Annotated in this window: 21 protein-coding genes; 11 read left to right on the plus strand and 10 right to left on the minus strand. The window is 65.5% G+C overall.

The features are described from left to right. Positions 1-21 precede the first annotated feature (21 nt). Positions 22-258, minus strand: coding sequence for a hypothetical protein (locus HAPAU_RS13820; protein ID WP_066383843.1), 237 nt, complete (start codon positions 256-258; stop codon positions 22-24). 54 nt (positions 259-312) lie between these two features. Continuing rightward, complete coding sequence (locus HAPAU_RS13825) at positions 313-1,155, minus strand: M55 family metallopeptidase (RefSeq protein ID WP_066383846.1); 843 nt, start codon at positions 1,153-1,155, stop codon at positions 313-315. A 515-nt stretch (positions 1,156-1,670) separates the two neighbouring features. Between HAPAU_RS13825 and HAPAU_RS13830 the strand changes: the two genes are divergently transcribed. After that, positions 1,671-2,423 (plus strand): competence/damage-inducible protein A, encoded by a 753-nt coding sequence (locus HAPAU_RS13830; RefSeq protein ID WP_066383848.1) that lies wholly within the window; start codon positions 1,671-1,673, stop codon positions 2,421-2,423. Positions 2,424-2,480: 57 nt separating this feature from the next. Further along, the gene (locus HAPAU_RS13835; protein ID WP_245634122.1) at positions 2,481-2,861 is read left to right on the plus strand and encodes a CBS domain-containing protein; all 381 of its coding nucleotides are present in this window, start codon (positions 2,481-2,483) and stop codon (positions 2,859-2,861) included. 17 nt (positions 2,862-2,878) lie between these two features. On the opposite strand, the gene HAPAU_RS13840 is transcribed toward HAPAU_RS13835, so the two are convergent. From HAPAU_RS13840 to HAPAU_RS13855, 4 genes are all read right to left on the minus strand, one after another. Further along, positions 2,879-3,538, minus strand: coding sequence for a helix-turn-helix domain-containing protein (locus HAPAU_RS13840; RefSeq protein ID WP_066383850.1), 660 nt, complete (start codon positions 3,536-3,538; stop codon positions 2,879-2,881). Positions 3,539-3,908: 370 nt separating this feature from the next. Continuing rightward, positions 3,909-5,201: a UDP-glucose 6-dehydrogenase AglM gene (gene aglM, locus HAPAU_RS13845; protein ID WP_066383909.1), complete on the minus strand. Its 1,293-nt coding sequence runs from the start codon at positions 5,199-5,201 to the stop codon at positions 3,909-3,911. Between the two features lie 122 nt (positions 5,202-5,323). Next, complete coding sequence (locus tag HAPAU_RS13850) at positions 5,324-6,850, minus strand: glycosyltransferase (protein ID WP_066383852.1); 1,527 nt, start codon at positions 6,848-6,850, stop codon at positions 5,324-5,326. Further along, a complete protein-coding gene (locus tag HAPAU_RS13855; protein WP_066383855.1) occupies positions 6,847-8,202 on the minus strand; it encodes a DUF2334 domain-containing protein in 1,356 nt (451 codons plus the stop codon). The genes HAPAU_RS13850 and HAPAU_RS13855 overlap by 4 nt, the downstream gene beginning before the upstream one ends. A 393-nt stretch (positions 8,203-8,595) precedes the next feature. Between HAPAU_RS13855 and HAPAU_RS13860 the strand changes: the two genes are divergently transcribed. Then, positions 8,596-9,246, plus strand: a complete 651-nt coding sequence (locus tag HAPAU_RS13860) for a helix-turn-helix domain-containing protein (protein ID WP_066383863.1) — start codon at positions 8,596-8,598, stop codon at positions 9,244-9,246. A gap of 6 nt (positions 9,247-9,252) precedes the next feature. On the opposite strand, the gene HAPAU_RS13865 is transcribed toward HAPAU_RS13860, so the two are convergent. Further along, the gene (locus HAPAU_RS13865; protein ID WP_066383864.1) at positions 9,253-9,681 is read right to left on the minus strand and encodes a response regulator; all 429 of its coding nucleotides are present in this window, start codon (positions 9,679-9,681) and stop codon (positions 9,253-9,255) included. A 160-nt stretch (positions 9,682-9,841) separates the two neighbouring features. Here HAPAU_RS13865 and HAPAU_RS13870 point away from each other — a divergent pair, with 160 nt between their 5' ends. The 8 genes from HAPAU_RS13870 (at position 9,842) to HAPAU_RS13905 (ending at position 16,019) form a co-directional block, all read left to right on the plus strand. Further along, positions 9,842-10,639 (plus strand): N-acyl homoserine lactonase family protein, encoded by a 798-nt coding sequence (locus tag HAPAU_RS13870; RefSeq protein ID WP_066383866.1) that lies wholly within the window; start codon positions 9,842-9,844, stop codon positions 10,637-10,639. Further along, entirely contained in the window at positions 10,640-11,947 is a 1,308-nt protein-coding gene (locus HAPAU_RS13875; RefSeq protein ID WP_066383868.1) for a hydroxyacid-oxoacid transhydrogenase, read from the plus strand. Positions 11,948-12,088: 141 nt separating this feature from the next. After that, positions 12,089-12,826 (plus strand): UTP--glucose-1-phosphate uridylyltransferase AglF, encoded by a 738-nt coding sequence (gene aglF, locus HAPAU_RS13880; RefSeq protein ID WP_066383870.1) that lies wholly within the window; start codon positions 12,089-12,091, stop codon positions 12,824-12,826. Between the two features lie 160 nt (positions 12,827-12,986). Then, positions 12,987-13,439, plus strand: a complete 453-nt coding sequence (locus HAPAU_RS13885; protein WP_066383874.1) for a CBS domain-containing protein — start codon at positions 12,987-12,989, stop codon at positions 13,437-13,439. 86 nt (positions 13,440-13,525) lie between these two features. Continuing rightward, the gene (locus HAPAU_RS13890) at positions 13,526-14,011 is read left to right on the plus strand and encodes a hypothetical protein (protein WP_066383875.1); all 486 of its coding nucleotides are present in this window, start codon (positions 13,526-13,528) and stop codon (positions 14,009-14,011) included. Then, on the plus strand, positions 14,004-14,504 hold the full coding sequence (locus HAPAU_RS13895) for a metal-dependent hydrolase (protein ID WP_066383876.1): 501 nt from the start codon (positions 14,004-14,006) through the stop codon (positions 14,502-14,504). Before HAPAU_RS13890 ends, HAPAU_RS13895 begins: the two co-directional genes overlap by 8 nt. Before the next feature lie 98 nt (positions 14,505-14,602). Beyond that, complete coding sequence (locus HAPAU_RS13900; protein WP_066383877.1) at positions 14,603-14,971, plus strand: hypothetical protein; 369 nt, start codon at positions 14,603-14,605, stop codon at positions 14,969-14,971. A 100-nt stretch (positions 14,972-15,071) separates the two neighbouring features. After that, the gene (locus tag HAPAU_RS13905) at positions 15,072-16,019 is read left to right on the plus strand and encodes a transcription initiation factor IIB (RefSeq protein WP_394327296.1); all 948 of its coding nucleotides are present in this window, start codon (positions 15,072-15,074) and stop codon (positions 16,017-16,019) included. 50 nt (positions 16,020-16,069) lie between these two features. Here the strand turns inward: HAPAU_RS13905 and HAPAU_RS13910 are convergent, their stop codons facing one another. From HAPAU_RS13910 to HAPAU_RS13920, 3 genes are all read right to left on the minus strand, one after another. Beyond that, positions 16,070-16,405 carry a hypothetical protein gene (locus HAPAU_RS13910; RefSeq protein WP_066383881.1) on the minus strand — a complete coding sequence of 112 codons (336 nt, stop codon included), beginning with the start codon at positions 16,403-16,405 and terminating at the stop codon, positions 16,070-16,072. A gap of 72 nt (positions 16,406-16,477) precedes the next feature. Then, positions 16,478-17,788 carry a COG1470 family protein gene (locus HAPAU_RS13915; protein ID WP_066383911.1) on the minus strand — a complete coding sequence of 437 codons (1,311 nt, stop codon included), beginning with the start codon at positions 17,786-17,788 and terminating at the stop codon, positions 16,478-16,480. 79 nt (positions 17,789-17,867) lie between these two features. Beyond that, positions 17,868-18,578, minus strand: a complete 711-nt coding sequence (locus HAPAU_RS13920) for a haloacid dehalogenase type II (protein ID WP_066383885.1) — start codon at positions 18,576-18,578, stop codon at positions 17,868-17,870. Positions 18,579-18,678 lie beyond the last annotated feature (100 nt).

Here is an 18,678-nt window from a genome sequence, read left to right on the forward strand (position 1 = left end):
GATCGCGATCCCCGGTTCCGGTCACTCCTCTCGACTATCGGTTCCGATCGGTACGATCCTGAAGACGTACTCCGGGCCGGCTCGATCGAGGTTGTGCGGCCGTTCCTCTGCGGTGTGCGTTCGACACAGCGGAACCTCGGCTTCGACGGCACCGAGGTCGTTCTCCTCCTGATACCGTTCGTACACCCAGAAGTCGGCGGTGGTCTCGCACGATCTACGGTGACAGTCGAACGGGGGGACCCCCTCCTCGGTGACCATAGTCGATGACAGGTCCGAGAGACAATAGCTGTGGGGCTTGTCGTCCCTCTCTGCTTAGAGTCGCGTATACACCCCCGACTCCGGGTCGAGGATCTCGTCCGTCTCGATGCGGATCGTCCGGGAATCGATCCGCGTTACGCCCGTCGCGAACGGGAGGAGGGGTCCGACGAACGGGAGGTACTGCCTGATCGCCCCGCCGGCCCGGTCGATCTTCGAGATCCGCGAGGGCTCGTAGTACCGGATCTCGAGCGAATACGGCGGTTCGATCCCGGTGTACGGCGGGATCTCCCCGAGTCGGTCGACCGCCGCGGCGGTCCCCTCTCGGATCGCCGCCTCGACGGCCTGAGGGTCGCGATGGCGCGCGGATTCGCGGCCCGTCCCGTACTTGGTGATCGCGGTCTCGATCCCGGGGACGAACTGGCGGGCCTCGAGGGTCGCCTTGTCGTCGCCCGCGAGGAACACCGTCGGGACGCCCTGACGGCCGGCGAGCAACGCCCGGCAGGCGAACTCGCCGACGAAGACCCCGTTCAGCTTGTAGTAATCGACCGCGAGCGAGGAGTAGGTGTGACACAGCGGCGCGTCGGGCGTCCCCGCCATCGCGTGCTGGCCGACGAACAGCACGCCGTCGTAGCCCTCAAGCTGGAAATAGGGCCGCCCCTCTCCGAGGTATCGCCCGCCCTCGAGGTCCCGCTTTCGGAGGCCGCCGCTGCCGTGGCCGTCCCAGACGTCGACGGTCGCGTCGGGCGCGCGCGAGCGGACACCCTCGATACACGCGTTGACCTCGCGGGCGAGTCGGTCCATCGCGGGCCCCTTCCGTTCCTCCCGCCCCGTTCGGGTCTGATAGAACGAATCGACCCCGGTGACGCCCTCCAGGTCCGTGATCACGAGCAGTCGCATGCTTCGAGTCCGCTCCGTCGACACGGGAAAGCGCTTCGGCACGCGGCTACCGCTCGGATCGCGTCGTCGCTGACTCACCGTCGGGTGGCCGTCACCCGACAGGCGTCCCTCGCGGGATCGAGGCGGTCAGCAGAAGGCTCCCGAACCACCGAGCGTCGCGCCACGAACGGGCCGAACCCTCCCTCCCCAGTGAAAGGGGACGGCCCGAATCGTGAGTGGAGACGGCGACCACCATATGGTGGGCTGAAGCGAGGCCATAGGGGCCGGCGACCGAATCCGGTGCCGGCATCGGAGCCGATGGCACGTATCCGTGTGGACTTTCTGGTAGATTATTTCGGTGAACACAACTATAGAAAAATAACCCGTTCCGTGGGCGAACACGAACGACCGAGACGGCACACGGAGGTTCGGGGTCCGCGACGACACGAACCGTTCGACCGACGACGGGTCCCGACGCTCCATCGCCCGAACCGCCGGCCGTACTCTTTTGGTCGCGGCCGGTGTCCCCTCCGTCGATGCAGGTCGCAATCCTTACCGTCGGCGACGAGGTGCTCGCGGGCGACATCGCGAACACGAACGGGACGTGGCTCGCCGGCCGTCTAAGCGAGGGCGGCGCGACGGTCGCCCGGGTCCTGACCGTCCCCGACGACCGGGCGCTCATCGCCGAGACCGTCTCCGAATGGGCCGAGACCTTCGACGCCGTGATCGTCACTGGCGGGCTCGGCGGCACCCCCGACGACGTCACCGCCGACGCGCTCGCCGACGCCTTCGAGCGCGACCTCGTCGTCGAGGGGACCGTCCGCGAGGACGTCATCGAGACCGTCGCGGCCTACCGGGAGGCCAACCCCGAGACGGTCGCGGCCCACGATCTCGAGATCGACGTCGACGCGTGGGCGGCCCTGCCCACGGGCAGTCGGGCGCTGATCAACCCTGTGGGGCTCTGTCCGGGCTGTGTCGTCGAGAACGTCTACGCCTTCCCGGGGGTGCCAAGCGAGATGAAGGCCCTCTTCGAGGAAGTCGCCCCGGAGTTCGGTGGGGCGGTCGTCTCGCGGACGCTGTATACGCCCCAACCGGAGGGTTCGATGACCGGCGTGCTCGCCGACGCCCGCGGGGAACTCGAGGCGACGGTCGCGAGCTACCCCGCTACCGACGGCCCCAACCGACTGAAGGCGACCGGATCGGACCCCGATGCCGTCGATAGGGCGGTCGCGTGGCTCCGCGAGCGCGTCGAGATCGTCGACGGACCCGAGTCGACACCCCGGGCGTGAACGGGCATACTCGCCGTCGACGAAAAAGCCAATAGCGTGAGGGCAATTGTCACGGATATGGCTCTCAACGACGGTACCCGCGTCGAGGACGTGATGTCGACACCCCTCGTGACGATCTCGCGGGAGGCGACGATCGCGGAGGCCGCAACGACGATGCGTGACCACGGAATCAGTTCGCTGGTCGTGACGACCAGTCCACCGTCGATCGTCACGAGTACCGACGTCCTCGACGTCGCGGCCGACGGCTACGACCCGACCGAAGTACGGGTCGAAGACGTGATGACGACCGAAGTCGAGACCGTCCCGCCGGACCTGTTCCTAGAGGAGATCTCCGCGATGATGATCAGCCTCGGTATCAATCACTTCCCCGTCGTCGACGTCGACGACGACTACATCGGGATGGTCTCCTCGACCGACATCGCCGCCCAGCTCTCCTGAGGATTCGAACCCGCGGGTTACTCCTCGCCGTCGCGCCCGACGATCACCGTGTTCTCGACGAGCGTCTTGTGCCCACGGCGGAGTCGTTCGGAGAGTGCCTGATGGGAGATGTCGAGTTCCTCGGCGAAGTCCGACAGCGAGACGTCACGCGGCACGTCGTAGTAGCCGTGTTCGTAGGCCGCGGCGATGGTCTCTTCCTGTTCGTCGGTCAGTCCGAACCGGCCCTGTTTGCCCTGATCGATGTTGTAGATGCGCTGGATGTCCATCGAGAGGTCGTGCTCCTCGCAGAACTCGTAGGTCTGCGAGAGGGCCTCCCGGTCGGGAAAGAGGATCCGCATGAACCAGCCCTGCTGTCTGCCCTCGGCGGCGAGGATCGTTCCCTCCTCCTCGGTCAGGATGTGGATGAGCGCCTCGACGGAGTCGATCCAGTTCATCTGATACAGCGACTCCTCGCCCGGCTCGGCGATCACCTCGATCTCGGAGACGCTCGAATCCTCCTCGAGGACCGAAAGCAACTCCTCGGAATCGGCGCCCGTCGCCCAGACGTACGGCATGACGGAATCCGGGTCGTGGGCGACGATCCGCTCGATCTCGAAGTTGACCTCCTCAAGCGTCTCGAGGGTGTGACTGAGCGCGAACTCGCCTACCGGGAGCTGAATCTCGGCGATGGTGGCCATACGGTCCATACCGTTCGCGGACGGATATAGCCCTCGTCGTCGGACTGTCGCGACTCGCCATTCGAATCCCTCTTGCGACGTTATTCGATCCGAAACCGCGACCCATGCGCCAGGAGGGGGACGGCGATATCGACTCGTTGGACGTGATGGCCGCTGTCGACGTGGTGGTTGATCGCTCGTTTCGAGGGCGGCTTCGGATCGCCATCCGCGCTGACCGCGGTCCATTTACAGTCCGTACACGTGAATTTCACTGTGGCCACCGGCTCGATATAGACGGCCGACTGCCAAGAGGTCGTTACTTGCAGACGCCCCTCGAACAGACACGATCCGGCGGATGCCGTCGTGACCCCGCCTGATCAGGTGAGAACGGCTACCAGGTCAGCCCCTCGTAGGTGAGCCCCTCCCGGGGTTCGACGACGCGCCGTCCGTCGATCACCACCGGCGAGGCCATCCCCTCGAACTCCTCGTCGAGGGCGGCGAACTCGTCCCAGTCGGTCACGACGAGCGCGCCATCCGCGCCCGAGAGCGCCTCGGCGGCCGACTCTGCGTACTCGATCCCGGGGAAGTGCTCGCGCATGGGCGCGGGCGCGACGGGGTCGTAGGCGACGACCGTCGCGCCGCGTTCCTCGAGCCCCTCGATGACGGGGATCGCCCGCGAGTTCCGGACGTCGTCGGTGCCGGGCTTGAACGCGAGTCCCAGCACCGCGATCCGCGCCCCCGTCAGGTCGACGTGATCTTCGAGGAGCGCGAGCAGTCGCTCCGGCTGGCGGTCGTTGACCGCGACGGCGGCGTCGAGCAGTTCGGGTTCGTAGCCCGCCTCGCGGGCGGCGGCCCGCAGCGCGTCGACGTCCTTCGGAAAACACGACCCGCCCCACCCGACCCCCGAACGGAGGAACCGCTCGCCGATCCGGTCGTCGAGCCCGATGGCGTCGGCGATTCGGTAGGCGTCGACTCCGAACTCCTTGCAGATGTTCCCCAGTTCGTTGATTAAGCTGATCTTCGTCGCCAGAAACGCGTTGTTCGCGTACTTGATGGTCTCGGCTTCTCTCACTGTCGCCTCGACGACGGCGGGGTCCGCCCGCTCGATCAACGGCTCGAAAACGCTCCCGAGACGGTCGTGACTCCAGTCGTCGTCCGCACCGAGGACGAGCTTCTCGGGCTCGAGGAAGTCGGTGACGGCGCTCCCCTCGCGGAGGAACTCCGGGTTCATCCCCACCCGGATGCGCTCGCCGACCGCCTCGCCCGACCCCGCCTCGATCGCCGGGATCAGCGTCCCCTCCGTGGTGCCGGGGATCACCGTACTCTTGACGACGACGAGGTGGTCGTTGCCCCCACCGGACAGCGCCTCGCCCACCGAGCGTGCCCCTCCCTCGATGATCGAGGCGTCGATGCTGCCGTCCTCGCGGGAAGGCGTCGGGAGCGCGAGGAACGTCACCTCGCAGTCGCGGATCGCGTCGTAGTCGGTCGTCGCCCGGAGCCGATCGCCCGCGTGTTCCTCGATCAGTTCGTCGAGGCCGGGTTCGTGGATCGACGCCTCGCCGCGGTTGAGCCGGTCGACGACCCCCTCGTCGATGTCGATGGCCGTCACCTCGTGGCCCAGATCGGCGAAACAGGCGGCGAGCGTCGTCCCGACGTAGCCGCTGCCGACGACTGCGATGTTCATCGTGCACACGGTCATTCTTCGTCGTAATCAGGGTTTGGATATATGTGTAGGCCACTCGAATCGAGGGGGTTCAGTGCGGGTGTTTTCTCCGCCCGATCACGAAGCACGGGCCGGAACCCCGTTCAGGACTGGTCCCGAACGTGGACGCCGCTGTTTGTCCGTTCGGTACCCTGTTCGACCCGCGTCGCGTTCGTCCACGAGAGGTCCTGTTTGCGCAGGACGTCGACCAAGCATTTGAGGTTCAACAGGTCGTGGAACTGCTTGTAGCCGATCACGAGCAGCGGGGCGTAGATCAGCAGGCTCCAATCCTCGCCCTCGATCTGGACGCCGAGGGCGGCGATCAGGAAGACGATGCTCGTAAAGAAGACGAGCAACGCGAGCACCTGGGCCGCAAAGCCGATGGCGACCAGCCAGACGATATACCCGAGGACGATCCAGCTCGCGAACGGCAGGAAGAACATCTCGACCAGCCGGAACGGGATCGCGAGCCGGTGAAGCAGCCCGTAGGAGGGGTCGGTCACGAGATCCCAGTGTTTGAACATCGTCATGTAGTTCCCGCGATACCAGCGTAGGCGCTGTTTGTAGAGGTCCTTCCACGTCGAGGGCGCTTCCGTGTAGACACGCGCCTCGCTGACGATGACGCGGCGACCCGATTTGAGCACCTTCACCGTCAGATCGAAATCCTCGGTCAGCGTCTCGGGATCGTACGCGAAGACGTCCTCGAGGGCCTCGCGGCGGTAGGCACCCAGACAGCCCGGCACCACCAGTACGATCCCGAAGTAATCGAGCATCCGCCGATAGATGTTCACCCCGATGGTGTACTCGAGTTGCTGACACCGGGTCACCAGCGAGTCGCGGTTCCAGATCGTGACGTTGCTCGCGACCGCACCGACGTTCTCGCGCTTTTCGAAGGGCGCGACGATCCGTTTCAGGGCGTCGCTCCCGACGATGCTGTCGGCGTCGACCGTGACGATGATGTCGCTTTCCGCGAAGAGCAGCCCGTAGTTCAGCGCGGAGTACTTCCCGCCGTTTCGCTTGCTGACGACGGTGACGACCTCCGAGGCGAACGATTTCGCCTCCGCGAGGGTCCCGTCGGTGCTGCCGTCGTCGACGACGATGATCTCGAATTTCTCGCGGGGGTAGTCGGCGTTCAACAGCGCCTGAATCGTCCGTCCGACGTAGCCCGCCTCGTTGTAGGCGGGCACGAGGACGCTGATCGAGGGGTACTCCTCGGGGAGTCCCGTGGTCGTATGCCCGATCAGGTCGTGATACACCGCGACGAGCGCGATGAACCAGTAGTAAAAGAAGATCAGCGCGATCGCGCCCAGATGGACGAACGCCAGCGGCGACGGCGCGACCCACTCGAGGGCGACGATCGTCACCGCGTATCCCAACAGGACCACGACGAGCGCGCGCGTGGCCAGCAGGTCCTGATAGCGCGGCTTGTACTCGACGACGTAGTACGACCAGCCGATGTAGGTGACGAGGATCCCGCCGAGCAGGGCGACCGCGTAGATCGTCCCGTCGTTCATCACGTCGATGAGCAGCCAGAACGGAACCAGCGCGGAGACGAACAGGAGGATCACCCGCCAGTCGACGCTCCCGAGCGCCCGTAGAACTGTCCCGAAGGAGTCGGGTGCCCGCCTCATCGCCCGTTCTCCGGCTCGGCCTCGCGCTCCGCGTCGGTCGGTTCGAGGCCGAGCGAGGCCGATTTTTGGGTCGACGTGTGTTCGATCGGCTCGAGGACGCGCCAGCCGTCCTCGGTGCGCTCGATGGTGCCGTTCTCGAGCCCGGCGCTGAACTGCCCGACCGTCATGAACCCGACGTCATCCGTCGATTTCATGTGCCGGATCACCTCTCGAAGCTGGTCCAAGCGCTCCTCGCTCGTGAAGTACTGGTAGTGGATCATCTGGACGTACACCCCGTTTTCCGCGTGGCTCTCGTCGAAGGCGTCCGTCAGCGTCTCGGTGTCGTGGAACGGGACCTCACCGCCCTCGTAGGCGTCCCAGTCTTCGAAGGGCTGTGTCTCGGGGACGTGGTGGACCCCGTCGGTCTCGAACTCCGTCGTCCCGTTGCCCATGCCGTCCCGGTCGTAGTACTCGTCGGTGAACCACTGCCCGCCCGAGATCGTCGTATAGTCGCTCTCCGCGACCGCACGAACCGTCCCGTCGTCGTACGTGTTCATCGGCGGGACGAACGTGTTCGAGGGCTCGACACACTGACTCAGGAGTCGATGGCCCTCGGCGAGCCGATCGGCCTGCTCCGCGTCGGACAGGCCACCGAACTCGCTGCCGTCGTAGAAGTCGGTTTCGGGCTGGTGCGTATAGCCGTGGAGCGCCATCTCGAACTGTCCGGGGTGGTCGTTCTGGAGTGACCCGAGGTACTCACAGGTCGCCTCGTCGCTGGTCAACGGCAACTCCCCGGCGGCGTTCGGGATCACCCCCAGCGTGACCGGCACGTCCTCCTCGATGAACACCTGATTGACCGACCGCATCGTCTCGGTCTCGTACCACGGCTGGATGTCGTCGTTCCTGAAGATCGCGATCGAGTCGTACTCCTCCCAGGTCGGATCGGTGGCCGCGGCGTCCGTCGGGGTCGCCTCGAGCAGCGGCGACGCCACGAGCGCGCCGGTGATCCCCGACACCAGTACCATCACGACGATCGCCGACGAGAGGAGCTGCTGTCGGCGCTCCGATTTCGGGACGAGCCGCGAGGGCAGCCACGTCAGCGACTGGCCCAACTCGGGAAGCTCGGGGAACGAGACGCTCGCCGGTCGTGAGATCGCCCCGGTCGCGTTCGTCGGCGGCGCCTGCCAGTGGCCACACTCGCGACATCGGGTGATCGTCTCGACGGCCTCGAAGGTCTCCTCGGCGGTCGATCCGTTACACTTCGGACAGCCCTCGGCGAACGCCGAGCGGGCGTCCATCAGTCCACAACCGTGTTCGACGACCTGCTCTTCGGCCAGCGAGTCCGCCGAACAGGCGGAACAGACCCCGTTCATCGCCGACCCACCCGGCCGTCGAGTGCGGTTTCGCTACCGCCGACCGCGCTGGACCCGTATTTATCACTATTTATCGAGCATAACCCGATGTCAGCGATTTCGTCACTCGCCCCGTCGATAGCGTTCCTCCCCCCTGTTTCCCTGATGACAGCCGTTCTACCCATCTGTAGAACAACATGTCTGATCCGGGGAGAACCGTTGCCTTCAACCTCGTTCCGGGTTTTCGGATCGAAGCGGTTCGATGTCGAAGGTCGATTCCGGCCGTTCGTCGATTCGGGCCTTCGATACCGAACCGGGACGGAGCCTTTTTGCTGGGGCCGCTCGATATCGACGTATCCAGCACTGATCACTGCACGCTCTCGGCAAGGCGGACGGCCCCCCTAGCACATACCGATGACCATCATCGCGGACATAACGCTCCCCTCGACGACGTTCCCACTCGGACGCGTGTTGCAGTCGTTTCCGGACGCCACGATGGAACTCGAACGCGTCGTTCCGCTTCGAGAGACCATCATGCCGTTCCTCTGGGTCGAGGGGAGCGACCCGGCGACCGTCGAGTCCTCGCTTCGCGAGCACTCCCAGGTCAAATCCGTCGACGTCCTCACGACGGCCGGGACCGAGACGCTCTTCGAGGTCCACTGGTCACCCGCCGCCGACGGACTTGCCGAGGCGCTGTTGAACACGCACGCGACCGTTCTGGACGCCCGCGGCACCGCCGAGAGTTGGGACTTCCGGCTCCGTTTCTCGGCCCACGAGGACCTCTCGACGTTCAACGTCGCACTCACGGAGAAGGGGATTCCGGTTACGCTCCGGCGCATCTATCACCCGCCGCTCGACGACGTCGCACCGATGTCGCCTATCCAGCGCGAGACGCTTCTGACGGCGTATCGGCGGGGCTACTTCCGGATCCCGCGCGACATCAGCCAGGCGGACCTCGCCGAGGAGTTGGACATCAGCGACAGCGCGCTCTCCCAACGGATCCGGCGCAGCGTCTCGAAACTCATCGAGCGCGACATCCTCACCGAGGACCAAGCGTCGAACTAACCGGCGTTACTGGCCGTGTCCGTTCGGTGGGATCTCGCGGCGGCGCTTTTCGACCGCGTTCCGGATCTGATCCGCGAGCACCTCGTAGCGGTCGTCCGCGTCCTTCTCGAGGTAGTCGGTCACGCCTCTGGATCTGGCGTCGTCGGCGACGGCCGCGGAGCCCCGACCGGTAAACAGGACGAACGGGAGCCGGGGGTACTTCTCGCGTACCCGTTCGAAGAACGCGAGCCCGTCTATGTCCGGCATCTTGTAGTCGCTGACGACGCAGTCGACGGTGTTTTCCTCGATGTACGCGAGCCCGGCCCGCGCGCTCGTCGCCGTCTCGACCGAGAACCGCTCGTCGATCCGTTCGAGGCGTATCGCCGTGAGATCAGCGCCGTCGGGCTCGTCGTCGACACACAGGACGTCGACCGGCGCTGATATCCTGTCACCCATGAATCTATTACGTCCTACGACGTTAAAAAATAAGTGTTTTACTCACTATTTTTCCGATTATCGGACTGTATATCGAATCGGTCGTCCGCACGCCCTCCCGAAACGTGTTCCGAATCCGAGGTATGAGTAAATTGATCCGGCTTCTACCCGATCGTTCGGTATGGTTACTGCGACCGTGGATGTGATCGATCGGGGCGGCCTCTTGTGCGATCTGAACTACATGATCGAGGGGAACACGCTCGGAACGTACGACGAGCCGAACCCCGAGACGGAGTACGCCGAAATCCCGGTCTACAACCTCGTGATCGACCACCCCGAGGGGACGATCCTCTGGGACACCGGCAACCACGAGGACGCTCTCGACGGCCACTGGCCCGAGGGGCTGAAACAGGCCTTCTACCCCCACGACGCCGACGAGCACACCCTCGAGGGGGACCTCGAGACAGCGGGCTACGGCCTCGACGACATCGACTACGTCTTCCAGACCCACCTCCATCTGGACCATGCCGGGGGGCTACACCACTTCGACGGGACCGACGTCCCCGTGTTCGTCCACGAGGAGGAGATCAAGTTCGCCTACTACAGCGCGAAGACCGACGAGGGAAGTGCGGCCTACATCCTGGAGGACTTCGATCACGACCTCAACTGGGAGGTGCTCCATCGCGACCGCGAGACCCACTTCGAGGACGTCGAATTCATTCGGTTCCCGGGTCACACGCCCGGCCTGACCGGGACGATGATCCACCTCGAGGACGAGACCCTCGTCTTCACGGGCGACGAGATCTATCAGGCCGAGAACTACGAGGAGGAGATGCCCCTCGGAGCGGGCCTCCTCTGGAGCAAACGCCACTGGTTCGAGACCCTCCAGCGGATCAAGGACTTACAGCGCCAGTACGACGCGACGGTCGTCTACGGGCACGATCCCGACCAGTACGAGGCGCTCTCGGGGTGGTCCTGAGTGGGCTATAATCGTTCAGTCTCCGCGCCCGAGCACGCACAGACCCCCGAGACGGTCTGGGAACTCGAGATGCCCCGGATCCGATTCGGACGGAACGCCGTCGAGGAGCTCGACTTCCAGTTCGAGGATCTGGGTGTCGACCCCGGCTCCCGTGGATTGCTCGTCACCGACGAGAACCTCCTCGAGCTGGGTCATGCCGACCGCGTACGCGAGCAACTCGGCGAGTACGAGGTCGACGTCTACGACGGCGTCGAGCGCGAACCCTCGATCGAGGCCGTCGAGGACTGCATCTCGTTCGTTCGGGACGAACAGGGGGAGTCGGGCTACGACTTCTACGTCGGCCTCGGCGGCGGCAGTTGCATCGACACCGCCAAGACCACCCGCGCGGTGATCGCCAACGGCGGCCAGCCCCTCGATTACGTCGCCCAGCCCACGGGGGAGGGCCAGTCGATCACCGAATCCGGGCCGCCGCTGGTGCTGATGCCGACCACGGCGGGCACGGGTGCAGAGATCTCACCGGTGGCGATCCTCTCGGTGGAGGAACAGGAGATCAAGGAGGGGATCTCGAGCGACCACATCCGGGCGGACGCCGCCGTCCTTGACCCGACGCTGACGACGACGCTTCCCCCCGAGCAGACGGCCAAAACCGCGATGGACGCGCTCGGCCACGCCATCGAGGGCTACACCACCCACTCCTACGACAGCCTGCTGCGCGCCGAGGACCCCGCGAGCCGCCCCGTCTACGCCGGGCGCACCCCCGTCACCGAGATGTTCAGCGAGAAGGCGATCGATCTGCTCTCTTCTAACGTTCGCCGGGCGGTCCACAACGGCGACGACCTCGAGGCCCGCGAGAACATGCTCCAAGGGGCGTTGATGGGCGCGATCTCCGGGCTGACCGCCGGCGCGAGCCTCTGTCACGCGATGGCCTATCCCGTCGGAAACCGCTATCACACCTATCACGGCGAGACCATCGCCGTCCTCACCCCGGCGAGTACCCTCGGGTACAACGCCGCGAGCGACCCCGAGCGCTTCGCCGACCTCGCCGAGCTGTTCGGTGTCGACACGACGGGACTGAACACCCGCGAGGCCGCGGACGCGCTCAAGGACGAGTACATTCAGCTCCAGCGCGACCTGAACGTCCTTCCGAGTGGCTTGGCCGAACTCGCGGGGATCGACGAGGACGATATCGGCTGGCTCGCCTCCCAGACCGTCGAGACCCAACAGCGCCTGCTGCGGTGTAACCCCCGACCCGTCGAGAAGGACGACGTCGAGGCCATCTTCCGGGACGCACTGTACAACTGGGAGTAAACCCCGGCGGTCGACTGGACCGCTCCCTGTTGCCCCGTTTCGAGCCGTGAGACCGCTCGACTGTCAATTAACCATTAAAAGAAATCGTAGAATCTACGAAGTCACAAATTATTTAAAACTACAAGTCCGTCTGTCAATACGATGAAAGCCGTTGTACTCGCCGCAGGGAAGGGGACGCGATTGCGACCGCTCACCGAGGACAAGCCGAAGGCGATGGTCGAGGTGGACGGCAAGCCGCTGGTCGCACACTGTTTCGACCGGCTGGCGGAGTTGGGTGCCGAGGAGTTCGTCGTCGTCGTCGGCTACATGAAAGAACACATCATCGAGCACTTCGGCGACTCCTATCGGGACATCCCCATCACGTACGCCCACCAGCGCGAACAGAAGGGGCTGGCCCACGCGCTGTTGTGTGTCGAAGAGCACGTCGACGACGACTTCATGCTGATGCTCGGGGACAACGTCTTCAACGCGAACCTCGCGGACGTGGTCCGTCGTCAGCGCGAGGAACGGGCCGACGCTGCGTTCCTCGTCGAGGAGGTGCCCTACGAGGAGGCGGGCCGGTATGGGGTCTGTGATACGAACCACTACGGCGAGATCACCGAGGTCATCGAGAAGCCCGACGACCCGCCGACCAATCTGGTGATGACCGGCTTTTACACTTTTTCGCCGGCGATCTTCCACGCCTGCCAACTCGTCCAACCCTCGAATCGGGGGGAGTACGAGATCAGCGAGGCGATCGACCTGCTGATTCGCTCCGGGAGAACGATCGACGCCATTGGCCTCGACGGCTGGCGGATCGACGTCGGCTACCCCGAGGACCGCGACGAGGCCGAAAAACGCCTGCAGGAGGGCGCCGAAGCGCTCGCAGGGGCCGACTGAGCGCCTGCGAACGAGTACCTAACCCGACCGAACCGATCGACACCCCCGTCGACTCTCCGGCTTTCGCTATCGCGTTCGACCCGATCGGCGATTCAATCCTACTAGGACGTATAATCCATCCCTACGGTAGACTCACAAGAACTGATTGTGAGTCTCACACATGATCGAACTCGCAGTCGAAGCCGTTCTGACCCGCTCGGTACCCACCCTCATCCCGTCGACGCCGGTGGTCGAGGCGGCCGAACTTCTCCGTGATCCGGGCGTCTCCGCGCTGATCGTCCTAGATGACGACGCCATCGCCGGAATCGTTACCGAGTCCGATTTCGTCGCTTACGTCGCCGAGACCGCCTCGACCTCCCGTATCGACTCCATCATGTCCGCCCCCGTCGTCACGGTAACGCCAGAGACGTCGATCACGACGGCCGCCACCCTCATGCGCGAGCGGGGCGTCAGGCACCTCCCGGTGGTCAATACCGACGACACCTACTGCGGCCTCGTCTCGGCGACGACGCTCGCGCTGTACCTCTCGCCTCACAGTCTCGAGATCGACTGGGATAGCGAGCCCCTAGAACTCGACGCATCGGGCGAGTCGTCGCGAGAGTTCGACGGATAGCGGTGCGCCCGATCCCCATCGACCGGTGTCGGGTCGAGTGATCGCGAGAGAGAACGTATTAACCGCCCGCGAACCGAGGTTCGCCAATGATCGAGAGTTCCCGGCACAGGGTCCTCGCGCTCTGTGTGTTGCTCTGTGCGCTGGCCGGGTTGCTGGTGTTCGCGGGGACGATGGGCCCCGCCCCCTCGAACAACCACTACCCCGACGGGGCCGAGGTGGCCGCGGAGTTCGCCGCGTATCACGGCGAGTCCGTCGAGGTGAGCGGCACCGTCGTCGGAACCGACCCCGTCGCCATCGAGGTCGAGACCGACACCGACCGGCCGCTCGTGTTGACGGTTCTGGACATCGAGGGGTCGGTCGCAGTGGGGCAAGAACTCCGGGTCTTCGGTACCGTTCAGCCCGGTCGAACCGTCGTCGCCCACGAGACGGTCGTCGTCTCGTCGTGGGAGACCTACTACGCGTGGGCGGTCTCCTTCGTCGCCGGCGTCTGGGTGCTCGTCCGGTTCCTGCGCGGGTGGCGCTTCGATCGCCCGAGGTTGCGTTTCACGCCGCGGGAGGACCACGATGCCTGACCTGCTCACCCACGCGCTTGTGCTGTACGTCGTCCTCACGGTGGCCTCGTGGCGCATCGAGTGGCTCACCCCTTCCTTCGTGACGGTGGGGATGATGGGGGCGATGATCCCTGACCTGACGAAGATCAAACTCGTGGTGCCCAGCCACCGTGTCGAATCCGTTTTGGGGGTTCCGTTCGACTGGTTCGCCCTGCACACCCTCGGCGGGTCGCTCGTCTCCGTGCTGATCGGGGCGGTGCTCGTCCCGTCGAGATACCGAACGCGCGTCTTCTCGCTGCTGGCGCTGGGTGCCACGTCCCATCTCCTGCTCGACGCGCTGTTGATCAACCCCTCGGGCTACTCCTATGCCCTCTTCTGGCCCCTGACCGGGTACCATCCACCCACCCCGGGGCTCTATCTCAGCACGGACCGGTGGCCCGCGCTCGCGGCGGGTGCGCTCGCGGCGCTCGTCCGGTTGCACACGCGGCGACTCCGCGCGGATCGCGGCCCCTGATCCGGTGAAACGCCGAGATCCGTCCATATCCGATACCATATAATGAGCCTGCATAACCGGGGGCCGGTCTACGTATGTGAGGGCGTCTATCACTACGTATGACGACACCGGTTCCCGGCGCGGACGTGAGTCAGGAGTCCGTCGGACCCCGCGAGAACACCCGTCGGTGGTACGCGCTTCGGTACCTGCGGACGTGTACCTACCCGGCGACGATCGCGGAGGTAAGCGAATACGTCGGGCCGCGCGTCGGCCTCGCGCCACGCGACGTCGAGAGTGCGCTTCGAAATCGGGACGTTCCGGCGCTGGCCGGCTGTGACGCGATCGAGTTCGACCCCGAATCGGGGCTGGTCTGTCTCGATGACCGGGAGCCGTTCGCCGATCGAGTTCGTCGCGCCATATCTGCCGACGTTCTCAGCCATCTCAAACCGCCGCGGCTCAAGCGAAACCGACAGGGCGTCTTCTACTGACGGGGGACCGCGAGGGCGGTCACGGCCCCGATCACCGATCGAGTCGGAGGCAAGGGGTTAAGCGTCTGCACAATTATATCAACATATAGTGAAAAACACCATCCGCCAGTCCGACCGCGAGACCGAATCGGAACAGTCGACCCAGCGATCGAACGAGCGGGTGTGTTCGGAGTGTGGCTCGGAGAGCCTCGTCAAGAGCGACGATCAGGGCGAGCTCGTCTGTGAGGACTGCGGGCTGATCGTCGAGGAGGCGAACATCGATCGCGGTCCCGAGTGGCGGGCGTTCAACCACTCGGAGCGCCAGAGCAAGTCCCGGGTGGGCGCGCCGACGACCCAGACGATGCACGACAAGGGGCTGACCACGCAGATCGACTGGAAGAACAAGGACGCCTACGGGCGCTCGCTGTCGGCCGAAAAACGCAGTCAGATGCACCGGTTGCGCAAATGGCAAGAGCGCATCCGGACGAAGGACGCCGGCGAGCGCAATCTCCAGTTCGCACTCAGCGAGATCGACCGCATGGCCAGCGCGCTGGGCGTCCCCCGCTCAGTCCGGGAGGTCGCGAGCGTGATCTACCGGCGCGCGCTCAAGGAAGACCTCATCCGCGGACGCTCGATCGAGGGCGTCGCAACGGGCTGTCTCTACGCCGCCTGTCGCCAGGAGGGTATCCCGCGGAGCCTCTCAGAGGTCGCCGAGGTCTCGCGTGTCGAGCGAAAGGAGATCGGCCGGACCTATCGGTATATCTCCCAGGAACTCGGCCTCGAGATGCGGCCGGTCGATCCCAAGAAGTACGTTCCCCGCTTTTGCTCCGAACTCGATCTGAACGAGGAGGTCCAGGCAAAGACCAACGAGATCATCGACACGACCGCCGAGAAGGGACTGCTCTCGGGCAAGTCCCCCACGGGGTTCGCCGCCGCGGCCATTTACGCCGCCGCGTTGCTCTGTAACGAGAAGAAGACCCAACGCGAGGTCGCCGACGTCGCACAGGTCACGGAAGTCACCATCCGGAACCGCTATCAGGAACAGATCGAAGCGATGGACATCGAGTGAGCCGGTACGCCAGCCCACATCAGCCTTAGCTTCAGTTTCCCGTCGGCCTTCTACAGCCGTTCGCCGGATCGGTCCTCCCGGTCCGACGATCGTTCGAGAACCGTCGCCTCCCGAACGTCTCCCATCGTCACCCAGTCTCCCTCCTCGTGTTCGACGTCGTACCGTCGTGCGACGGGCGTCTCCCAGTCGCCGTCCCGGTACTCCGCCCGGACGTCGTAGCGGATCGCGTGATCCACGTCCCCACTCCGGAGTTCGATCCGTACGCGCCGGTCCGGATCGAATTCGACGGGCTGTGCCGTCCCGTCGAGTTGCTCGCCGTTCAGGAGCGTCACCCGAACGCGATCCTGCGGGTCGACGTCACCCAGTGTCTGTATCGGATCTCCCATCGCGAGGGAGAGGGCGTGAGTGGGCTAAAACGTGGTCCCTGCTGTCGCGGCCGTCGCGTCGGGTTCGATCGATCACCACGTACAGGTCTCGATCTCGACGGCCCACGTCCCGGACTGCCACGGGAGGAAGGCGCCGTTTTCCAGTCGGATCTCGTGACGACCCGCCTCGCGTGTCGTGACCGTCCCCCGTATCTCGCCGTCGGTCGTCCCCTCGATCAAGGGATCGCCCGAAGGACCGACGACGGTGAGGGTCGGCTCGACACCCTCGCGCGTGGTCGCCGCGATCGTGACGTCGACGTTCTCCTTCAGGTCGAACGCGTACTCCTGTGAAGAGCGGCTCTCGACTGTGACCGTCTCCGAGACGGCGATCGAACACTCTCGGACGTAGACGGTTCCGACGCCGCTCTCGCTGGCTGTCGGCCCGCCCGTACTGGCGACGTTCAGTTCGTAGGCCCCCGGCTCCGCGAACTCGGCCCGGAAGTGCACCGTCACCGTCTCCGCGGGCGCGAGCGTCTCCTCGCGGCTCCCGATCACCGCCCCGTCGCGTTCGAGTTCAACCGTGGTCGTCCCCGCGAGGTTGCCGACGTTCGTCACCGTCGCCGTCACCTCGATTCCCTCGCCGACCGCGATCAGCCGCCGGTCGACCGCGGTGGCGGTGATCTCGAAGGCCGCCGGCGGCGCGACCCGCACCGTATCGACCGCCACCCCGTTGACGCCCACCGCGTACTCGCCGGGGCCGGTGAAGGTGTGGGTCAGCGTGACGCTCTCCTCGGCTCCGGCCTCGACGCGGACCTCCCGGGTCGCGACGCTCAGGCCGTCGACCCGGAGCTCGGCGCCGAACGTCCCCGCCCGGCCGCCGACGTTCGCGACCGTCGCCGTCACCTCGATCCCCTCGCCGATGGGGACAGTCGTCCGGTCGATCGAGGTCTCTCGTACCTCGAACTTCGGGGGCGGGAGTTCGACCACGACGGTCCCCGCGGACTCGCCGTTGACGCTCACCGCGTACTCGCCGGGTTCGGCGAACTCCCCCGAAAACGTCACCGTTTCGGTCCCGCCGGCCGGAACCGTCACCGACTCCGTCTGGACGATCACGTCGTCCATCCGGAGCTCCGCGTTGAAGGTCCCCTCGCTATCGCCCCGGTTCTCGACCGTCGCCGTCACCTCGAGGGTCTCCTCGGTCGTCACCGTCGTCGCGCTGACGGAGGCCTCGACGACGACCATCCGGGGCCGCGTGTCGTCCTCCGTGCCCGATCCGTTCCCGCCGCTCCCGTCGTCGGCCCCGCGATCCGTACAGCCAGCCAGTCCGAGACCCAGTCCCGCGCCCCCGAGGCGGAGCAGGCCTCTCCGGTTGATGGGGAGTCCCTCCCCCGTGTGGTCGTCCATGTCGTGTTCCATCGCTCGCCGATACCGCTTTCGAGTACCCGCGCCTACGTAGCCCCTTCGCCTCGCCGTCGCCCACTACTCAACACAGCACCTCGGCGAGCGCCGCCGTGTCCTCGACGACCAGATCCGGCCGGTGGATCCAGCCCCCGTATGGGTTCTCATGGCGGTTGAGGAAGGCCCCGCGCATGCCGACTGCCTTCGCGCCCACCAGATCGAACGTGTGGGCCGTCACGAACACCACCTCGTGTGGGGCGACGTCGAAGCGCTCGCAACACAGGTCGTACGACGCCCGGTGGGGTTTGTACGCGCCGGCCTCCGCGACCGAGATCACCCCGTCCAGCTCGGTCCCGAAGTTCGGGCGGACCGCTTCGAGCATGTCGGGGTCCCCGTTCGAGAGCCCTACTAAGCGATAGTCCTCGCCCAGGCGCGCCAGCGCGTCGTCGACGTCGGGATACGGCCGAAGCTCCTTCCACTGACGGATAACCGCCCGTACCGCCTCGTCGGGTACGTCCAGTCCGAGTTGCTCGAGGCGGTAGGCGAGCGCGCGCCGGCTGATCTCCTTGAACGGGGTGTGGGGACCGGGGATCAGCGAGTCGATCATCGAGTCCCGAAAGTGCATCGCCAGGTATCGCCGCAGGAGGATATCGGGGTCGTACTCGCTCCCGTGTGCGTCGAGCAGGTCCCCGAGCGCGGGGACGAGAGTCGACTCGCGGTCCAGCAGTGTATCCCAGAGGTCGAACGCGAGCACCCTCGCCTCCTCGCGGATCGTGTCCGCGGCGATTGTCGCCATACCTCACGCTGTGCTCCCGAGGACGATATACCCGTAGCAATTCCGAGCCGCTCGTAATCGGAGGGACGCCCGTGGAGTGCGGGCGTCTGTCAGACAGGAG

The organism is Halalkalicoccus paucihalophilus, assembly GCF_001593955.1.
In the GTDB taxonomy this organism is placed as follows: Archaea; Halobacteriota; Halobacteria; order Halobacteriales; family Halalkalicoccaceae; genus Halalkalicoccus; species Halalkalicoccus paucihalophilus.